Source organism: Stenotrophomonas sp. HMWF003, assembly GCF_003061285.1.
Taxonomy (GTDB): domain Bacteria; phylum Pseudomonadota; class Gammaproteobacteria; order Xanthomonadales; family Xanthomonadaceae; genus Stenotrophomonas; species Stenotrophomonas maltophilia_AP.
Map to the genome: position 1 here is coordinate 1 of NZ_QAIW01000225.1, position 7,912 is coordinate 7,912.

6 protein-coding genes and 1 pseudogene are annotated in these 7,912 nt (G+C 58.5%); 1 reads left to right on the forward strand and 6 read right to left on the reverse strand.

Going from position 1 to position 7,912, the window contains the following annotated elements; genetic code table 11:
* Positions 1-432: 432 nt before the first annotated feature.
* On the reverse strand, positions 433-1,398 hold the full coding sequence (locus tag DBR34_RS09090) for an AraC family transcriptional regulator (protein WP_128096554.1): 966 nt from the start codon (positions 1,396-1,398) through the stop codon (positions 433-435).
* A gap of 104 nt (positions 1,399-1,502) precedes the next feature.
* Here DBR34_RS09090 and DBR34_RS09095 point away from each other — a divergent pair, with 104 nt between their 5' ends.
* Entirely contained in the window at positions 1,503-2,747 is a 1,245-nt protein-coding gene (locus DBR34_RS09095) for an MFS transporter (RefSeq protein ID WP_128096555.1), read from the forward strand.
* 75 nt (positions 2,748-2,822) lie between these two features.
* Here the strand turns inward: DBR34_RS09095 and DBR34_RS09100 are convergent.
* The 5 genes and pseudogenes from DBR34_RS09100 to DBR34_RS09125 form a co-directional block, all read right to left on the reverse strand.
* Positions 2,823-3,430, reverse strand: a pseudogene (locus DBR34_RS09100) (TonB-dependent receptor plug domain-containing protein); the annotation flags it as partial.
* A gap of 206 nt (positions 3,431-3,636) precedes the next feature.
* Complete coding sequence (locus tag DBR34_RS09105) at positions 3,637-4,506, reverse strand: TIR domain-containing protein (RefSeq protein ID WP_128096556.1); 870 nt, start codon at positions 4,504-4,506, stop codon at positions 3,637-3,639.
* Between the two features lie 549 nt (positions 4,507-5,055).
* Complete coding sequence (locus tag DBR34_RS21735) at positions 5,056-5,601, reverse strand: hypothetical protein (RefSeq protein WP_219928244.1); 546 nt, start codon at positions 5,599-5,601, stop codon at positions 5,056-5,058.
* Positions 5,602-6,517: 916 nt separating this feature from the next.
* Positions 6,518-7,027, reverse strand: coding sequence for a DUF4145 domain-containing protein (locus DBR34_RS09120; RefSeq protein WP_128096557.1), 510 nt, complete (start codon positions 7,025-7,027; stop codon positions 6,518-6,520).
* A gap of 5 nt (positions 7,028-7,032) precedes the next feature.
* Entirely contained in the window at positions 7,033-7,719 is a 687-nt protein-coding gene (locus DBR34_RS09125; RefSeq protein ID WP_128096558.1) for a DUF5343 domain-containing protein, read from the reverse strand.
* Positions 7,720-7,912 lie beyond the last annotated feature (193 nt).

A 7,912-nucleotide genomic window follows, 5' to 3' on the forward strand; every position in this document is an offset into this window, starting at 1 on the left:
TTCGAGGGCTGGCGGGGCATGGGGGTCGCGTTGAGTGCAGAGCTGGCGCCAACGATACCAAATAGCGGGTCGATCACTTCTGATGGGGCCTGCTGGGCATCGCAAGCCGTTCCCGATCCGGTGACAGGATCACAGTCAGCCGGCGTTGCCTCCGTATCGCCCCCTGCGACGCCCCGCATTCACTCTAGGCCCATGACGAAAGCAGACATCGGAAAGGCGCGCTGGGCGCGCGCACGGGCGGCCGCGTTGTGGCAGCAGGCCGACGCACTGGACCTGCAACGCGGTGGCGACTGGCGGGCGAGGGCGAGTCGACGCACTACCGCCGATCGCCTTCGAACTGAGGCGGCGCGCTTCGATGGGATCGTCAACCGACTGCAGCCCGTTGACGACGCTCAGGCGGCTTGAGCAACTGACCCCAAAAAACGGCCCCCCCTATGGCGAGGTCAGGGCGCGCCCGCGCCGGGTCGCGCCAGGCGAGTGCCCCATGACGCGCTTGTAGGCACGACTGAACGCTGCCTGCGACGCGTAGCCCAGGCGCTCTGCCACTACCTCGATGGACAGGCTTTGGTGGGTCAGCCATTGGCTGGCCAACTGCATGCGCAGTTCGGTTACGTAGCGCAGGGGCGCGGTTCCGATGACGGTCTGGAACCGGTCTGCAAAGACAGAGCGTGAGATGTTGGATTCTGCCGCCAGCGCGTCGACGGTCCAGTCACGCCCAGGGTCTTTATGTAACGCAAGCAACGACAGCGATAGGCGCGGGTCGCGCAGGGCCATGACCAAGCCGGATGCGCCGTCGCAACCGCGCTCGACCCAGTCACGGACGATCATCGCGGCCACTGCATCCGCCAGCCGGGCGAGTATGCCTGCATAGCCGATACGTCCGGAGCACACCTCGCGCTTCATCGCGTCGACCATCGGCAACAGCCCAGGGAACTGTGTGGCGTTGCCGTCGCACACCATCACCGCCGGCATCACCTTGCTCAACCCTTGCATGCCGCCCAGATCGAACACCATGCAGCCGTGGAAGAGCACGGCGCTTGGCACGGCATGGGTGCTCGGGCAGGTGTCTATGCCGCTCACCGCGTCACCCAGCGGGGCGGCGTCTATCGTTTCCAGGCACTGGACGGGATGGTCGTCGCCCGACAGCAACGCGTGTTCGTCTCCGCGGGGAAGAAGCACGACATCGCCTGCGGATAGACGGTGTTGGCTGCCGTCTGCGCCGCGAAGAATCGCCGTGCCCACGGCCAGGTAATGGAAGTAGGCATGCCCTGGCTTCGGGGGAAATCCAAGCCCAAAGGTCGGCCCGGTCTGAATGCGCCGGTATTGAACGCCATGCAGCCGCATGCCGGTCAGCAGCTCGCTGATCAGATCGGTGGGCTGGGGTGGGGCGTAGCTCATTGAGACGATCCGGGGTTTCGATCAAAAATACAGGATAGACAATCATAGATCATCCGGACATGCCTCCCTAGACTCTCGGCTGCACGATTGCACTGGGATCTTTGATGAGTAATGACGTAGTTGATGCCGCAGGCGCACCGGATTCTGTGGCCTGGAGTAGCGGGGAGCCGTCTTCATCGGCATGGGTGGCGGTGTTTTCGCTGGCCATGGGTGTATTCGGGTTGCTCACGGCCGAATATCTGCCTGCCAGCCTGTTGACGCCGATGGCGGCGGACCTGGGGGTGTCGGAGGCGCTGGCCGGGCAAGCCGTGACCGTCACTGCGGTTGTGGCCCTGTTCGCTGGCCTGCTGGTGCCGCGGCTGACCCGTTCGATAGACAGACGGCTGGTGCTGCTGAGTTTCACCGGCTTGATGATTCTCTCCAACGCCTTGGTGGCGTTGTCGTCCAGCATGGGCGTGCTGCTGGTGATGCGCGTGCTTTTGGGCGTCGCGCTGGGCGGCTTCTGGAGCATGGCAGCGGCCGTGGCCATGCGGCTGGTGCCGCCGCAGCGCGTGCCTCGCGCGCTCTCCATCATCTTCAGCGGGATTGCGGTCGGCACGGTGGTCTCCGTTCCGTTGGGGAGCTACCTCGGCGGGCTGCTGGGCTGGCGCAGCGCGTTCTGGGCGGCGACGGCGGTAGGTGGACTCACATTTGCGTTCCAGTGGTTCACGCTGCCCCGCATGGCCCCGCGCAAGGCGGCAGTGCCCGAGTCGGTGGTGGGGCTCCTGCGCCGACCAGGCGTTGCGGTGGGAATGCTGGGCTGCGTTCTGGCGCACACCGGTCAGTACGCGCTCTTTACGTACATCCGCCCCACGTTGGAGAGTCTGGGGCAGATGAGCGCGGATGGCCTGGCGCTGATTCTGCTCGGATTCGGTGTGGCGAATTTCGTTGGCACCTTACTGGCCGGCTGGCTCATGGAGCGCAGTTTGAAAGTCACGTTGGTGATCATGCCTGCGTTGGTTGGCGCAGCCGCGCTGGGCATGCTCCTGTTGCCGGTGGGCGTGGGCGGGCTATCGATGCTGGTCGCGCTCTGGGGCCTGGCCTTCGGTGGCGTGCCCGTGGCTTGGTCGAGCTGGGTTGCGCGTGCGGTGCCGGATCAGGCCGAGAGTGCCGGCGGGATGGTGGTCGCTGCTGTGCAGTCGTCCATCGCCGCAGGGGCCGCTTTGGGCGGCCTGGTGTTTGGGTTCGGGGGTATTGTTGCTGTGCTCACCGTTGCTGCGGCGGTGATGCTGCTCGCCAGCCTGCTCATTGCGTTGCGGGTTAGGGTGAGTTCGGCGACGTTGTCGGCGGGTCCGGCGTTTCATATCTAGCCGTCATCCGCCCTGGGTGCTGCGTGATGCAGCACTTGGGGCGCGATGGGCAAAGAATGGCGGGGTAGCACGCTGCCCCATCTGCTCGTGGCAGATCTGATGCTCGTTGTTCTCGAGCCAGCGTGCACCCACATCCACGTCCAAATTGATGTTCGGCGAGAAGCGATACCGCGCCAGCGCAGCCTTGGCGCGCATTTCAAGAAAGTCGCTGGCTTCGTTGTGGCTCCAGCGACGGTCGTTGAGAAAGCTGCCGTTTTCGTCCACCGGCACGTCACGTAGCCGTTTGCCGCCCAGGTTCTGAGTGATGTCCGTGAACTGCAGGGTCAACTCGCCCGTGTCGCCTACGTCGAAGGCGAGCGATGCATCGCCGATCACGCTTTCGCTATCCGCGTTCCAGCGCATGCCCTGTTCGGTGTCGCCGTACAGCCCGGCGCGGTAGTGCACGCTGCCGGCGGTGTTCTTCGGCCCGGTGGCCTCGATGGATGCAGCCCGGAAATCATTGTTGCCGGACTGCAGTCCGATGCGGCGTTCAGGCGTGGCTGTGGACTTGCGCGTCACGTAGTTTACGGCGCCCCCGGCATCGCCGCGCCGTACAGGGCGCCGGCCGGACCCCTCAGGACTTCCGCGCGCTCGATGTTGACCAGCTGCGGCACAGAAAAGCCGGCAGAGGGGGCGCCGCGCAGGCACGCTATGATCGAGAAAAATCCGAAGAAGAGCTGCGAAACACGCTTTCTGCAACGGAAGACGCTTGTTCCCTACGCTGTTTCCTAGTGGGCAGTGGGTTAAAATTTGGTAGCTATGCAGCGAATAAAATAGCGTCCGATTGAAGGTCTTCTTGGATTAGACGGCTCAGGGAGTCAGCTCTACCCTGATTTATCATTCGGAGATTTCAAGATTTATCTTGAACGTGGAATCTCTTGATGCTATCGGGATGACGCTGTTGTCCATCTACTACACCATCGTTCTCGTGTATCTCAATGGTCAATTCCCTGCATTCGCGAGATACGCGAAAGTCAGTGAATGCTTCGGATGGGCCGGTTGCCCAGAAGCTCTGACTATTGCCCACAATTCCAGGGCTGTTATCCCATGCGACTGCAGTGGGCCTAAGTCCCATTAACCAGCCGGAGTTCAACTCGGCTCCGCTTTCTCGAGGGATGCCAGTCAGCGTCAGCCGAATATTGTGGCCGCTTTTCAACTTGGCAGCCAAGCAGTAGCGCTCCTCAGCAAGAATTGTCTGGTTGTCCTCCATGGCCAAGAGGTTGCGGCGATTTTGAACTTCCTTGGGGTATTCCAATCTGTCAGCGGCGATCGCGCTCTGAATCATCGCAACCGCAGCGCCTAAGGCTGGGACCTGTTCGCCCTTTCGAAAGCGCTCCAGGTTGAATTCAACAGGTTGTATGCCTGCCAAGTCAGAGAGATAGCTGCGTTTGTCTCCTCGAGGCGTAAGCAAGAAGGCGCGATGAATTCCATGCTTAGCCGCGAAGTAGCCCAGTTCAAAGACTACGTTCATGCGAGGTACGAGAAATACCTCATCGCCCTTGTGCAGAGTGTCGTCAGGAGTAAGTACAAAGATCCCATATGCATGGTTGTCGACGGCATTGGTGAAGGACTCGAATGCGCTGCGTCCTGGCTGAAAAACATCTTGAGTCCAGACAGTCGGGTCGCATTTGTAATCAAGCTGGCGCTGAAGAGCGTTTGCCACATCGAGTGGCTCTTGGTCGGAAGCTGACAGGATGAGGACTCTCGGACGACTGGCCATTGCTATAAAACCCCTTTTTGAATTGTCAAGTTCGAATGTGCTTCTCGTGTTTCCGTTGGCCTGCTCAAGCTCCTCATTTGTGGATGATGGCGACAAGTCCCGTTATGGCGCCAAGAAGGCCAGTCAAGGCTGATAGCCAAACCGTAAGCTGAGCTCGGCTTTCGTGGAGCGCTTTCTTCTCTTTCCGGATTTCTTCTCTAAGTAGCTGAATACCCATGTCGGTGAGATACCAGCCGCCGGTCTGACTTCCTTCGTACCAGTAGTTAGAAAGGCTGCCATCGGCGTTGCGAATACTCGGTACTGGTACCCGGAGCTTTCTTGACTCTTTGAGAAGTCCTCTGGTTAGGTGGCCATCCTCTTCCTCCTGGCACATTCCTAGCTCGAAGTGTCGACTGGATTCAAGTGAGAGAATCTCATCAAGTTTGCCTGCTCGGCGAGCGGTGGCAATCTCATTCGCGTAGCAATTGTTTATGCGTGCTCTCGACCGCCCCAAGAGAAATCGAGCGGGAAGAATTACTTGGGCGATTCGATGAGTTTTCACAGCCTCTTCTACTCCGCACTCAGGATATTTTCGGACAGGCTCGCGGCGAGTTGTAAGTACCTGTCAGCTTCATCCTGAGTAAGGCTGAAATCTGACAGGTGTACAGCTTGATTTCGTAGCACCCTGAGTTGCTTAAGGAGTAGAGCGTTACTTGATGGTAATTTACCTATTCGTATCAGCTCTTCAACAAATAGGGGGGCGTTAACCTTTGGTATGCTGGCACCCTGCACAAATCCTGATTTGGCGGCAGCCTCTTCAATCAATACCCAGGCCTCAAGAATTGAAGCGCGCGGTGACACCTCTGCGATACGACGTAGCTGTTCTAGCCGGCTGGATAGCTCTGGCTGTGCAACCCGCTCCCGGATTGGGGGGATGACGGCGGCACTCGCTTCTGCTTTTGCCAAGCCATCAGCGAAGCTTGCCTCGGCATCTCGGTATTTCAGTTGCGATATTCGCTTCAGGAGAGCGCGGACGTCGCTTTTGAAAAGTAGCGCCACCCCGACGACCGCAACCGGCCATGCAATTCCAACCAAAAGGTTTACAACTAACTCCATGTCATCCCCTAGTGCACACTGCGAACAAGCCTGTCATCTCACGTCCCGCTTTCTATAAAACTTGGGATGTCAGTCTGGGCGTTTCAAAAATCGTTCCACAATTCTATTGTCCTAGCCTCTATTGGTCTAGAGACGTCATCTGAGTAGAAGCCATTGGCAATGCGCGTGTCTGCTCGGTTGGGCAGTCTTTGGATGTCCAGCTGGACAAGTCCGCCAAAGCGGGTTGCGGGAAGGTCTACCAAGAGACGCTCTCTGACCGTCAGGCGGAGTCGGTTGCCTCGAACTGGTGGATGACGGAGAGCTCACCAGCGTTCGCGCATTGGAGCTGCTTCAGCCTTGCCGATACGAATTGGGGCTAACCAATCTTACGATAACCTGCATCCAGCTGAATAAGGTAGGCGCTTTCGGAAGGGTCCCTTGAGGGTGCGGGTTGAACGTGGAACTTGCCAATGTTCTTATGCTAGCCGGGCAACTAGAGGAACCATAGATCCCGGAGGCGTCCACGTGCTCAGCCTGCCATGCATGAAGGGCTGTGCGTCCCTCGTCAGGCATGTTTGAGTAGCATCCGTGCATAGCTTCTGCGTAATCGCGGAAAGACATTGTCATCAGGAAGAGTCCTGGCACTTAGCGCTTGCCCTAGCCATCAGTTCGGCTGCCAACTTTCGCCGACCTTGTAACAGACTTGTGGCATGGGTATTTGATCGGCATGCCGCCTTGGCCTCGCGCATGAAGTCGACGACACGCTCTTTCCAAATGCGCTTCTTCACGACGAATCTCCTTCTCGTTGAAGACTGGACTCCATGCCCCCCTCCCTGCTCAGGCTTGGGAGGATGATGTCGGAGTGTTGCCAGATGGTCAGCAGAACTTGCTAACGGGCGCATCGATCACCAATGGCATCGGTGGGCTCGGTAAAAAATCATTTGAGTTTTGCGAGACCTATTAGATCCTGCACGATGTTCCGAAGATGGTGAGCAAGGCCTTCAATATCGCGACGATGAGCCGTATAGAAACGACTATGGGCGGATTTGTCACCGGCCTCTTTTAACTCCGTAAGGGCTCTCTTCGCAGCTCGACCCAGGTTGAATTTCGGTTCTGCAAGGATCTTTGCTACCAGATCCCGCAGGAACATGAAATCCCCGGCGGTGTCTTTAATTTCAGACGCCATCCCGTTCGCTTCGTACACCTCGATGATCAGCGTCTCCACCAGCCGCCTAATCATCACTGCAGCGGCGTCATACCAGCCGTTGTCGTACGAACCGTTGATCTGATGGGCTATGCGTTCAAGGTAGGGGCGCGTTCCTCGCACGAGCGCGAAGTTGATAATGTTGTCGCCGACACTGGTACCCCCCTCCTCAGGAGGGGGGGGCTTACGTCGGACATCACTCTGCAGTGCCCGAATCCCCAACATCGCCGTTTCAATGTCCATGCGGCTCAGCCTTTGAGGGGTAGGTGCTTTGCCATGCTTTCGAAGATCTTATCGATTTGTTCTGGCGAGCTATCAGGGGAAATATGGATCTGGATATCAACGTGAAGCTTTGGACTAAAGCCCTTCCTCTCTTCGGGCTTGATTTCATCCACATTCGGCCGATCGATTTGTGGCGTCGAGACCACTTTTGCTCGGACGCTCGCCTTTGCCGCCGGCTTCGGTTTAGCCTCTGCCCCTCCGCCGTTCTTCACCCTTGCAGCGTCCCTCCTAGTCAGGTCACCCTCCAGCAAAAGCAGATACATTGAAGCGTACGCGCTAGATGCAGCCCGACCGGAACGGGTGTCGCGGCTAAACCAATTCGCCACACTTTGGAGCTTCGCTCCAGGTTCGTGAAATAGGTCAAGCAATTCCGCAGGATAAGTCGCATCAAGCATCGTTCGACAAGCGCCCGCATAGCTGGCGTCGTCCCGCCAATCGAATGCCAGATCGGTAGGCCTATTGTCAGAACCGACAAGGCCCAAGGTCTTGAGTGGAGGAATAAGGTTCCCAGCTGATGAAGTGCCAATATTCAGAACCGAGGCCAGATACGAAGCCGTAACCTCGGTCGGCGTCTTTTGCTTGAATCGATCGCGGATACCAAACCAATTTGCCTTTGGAATCTTCGGGTACGACTTCTTCTTTTCCTCAGCCATTCTTCCCTCCCCAGGAAACCTCGTACCCCCGGGTAGCTGCTTGCTTCTCGGGGCTCTAATGGGTCGCAGAGCTACTCACGCGGTGCGGAACCGTGGCTTGACCCGCGATAGAGAGCATACCGCGCCGACGAGAGTAAGCGGTACAGCGCGCTACTTGCAGGCTCAGGTCGGCCGATTTGGCACTCCTAAGGCC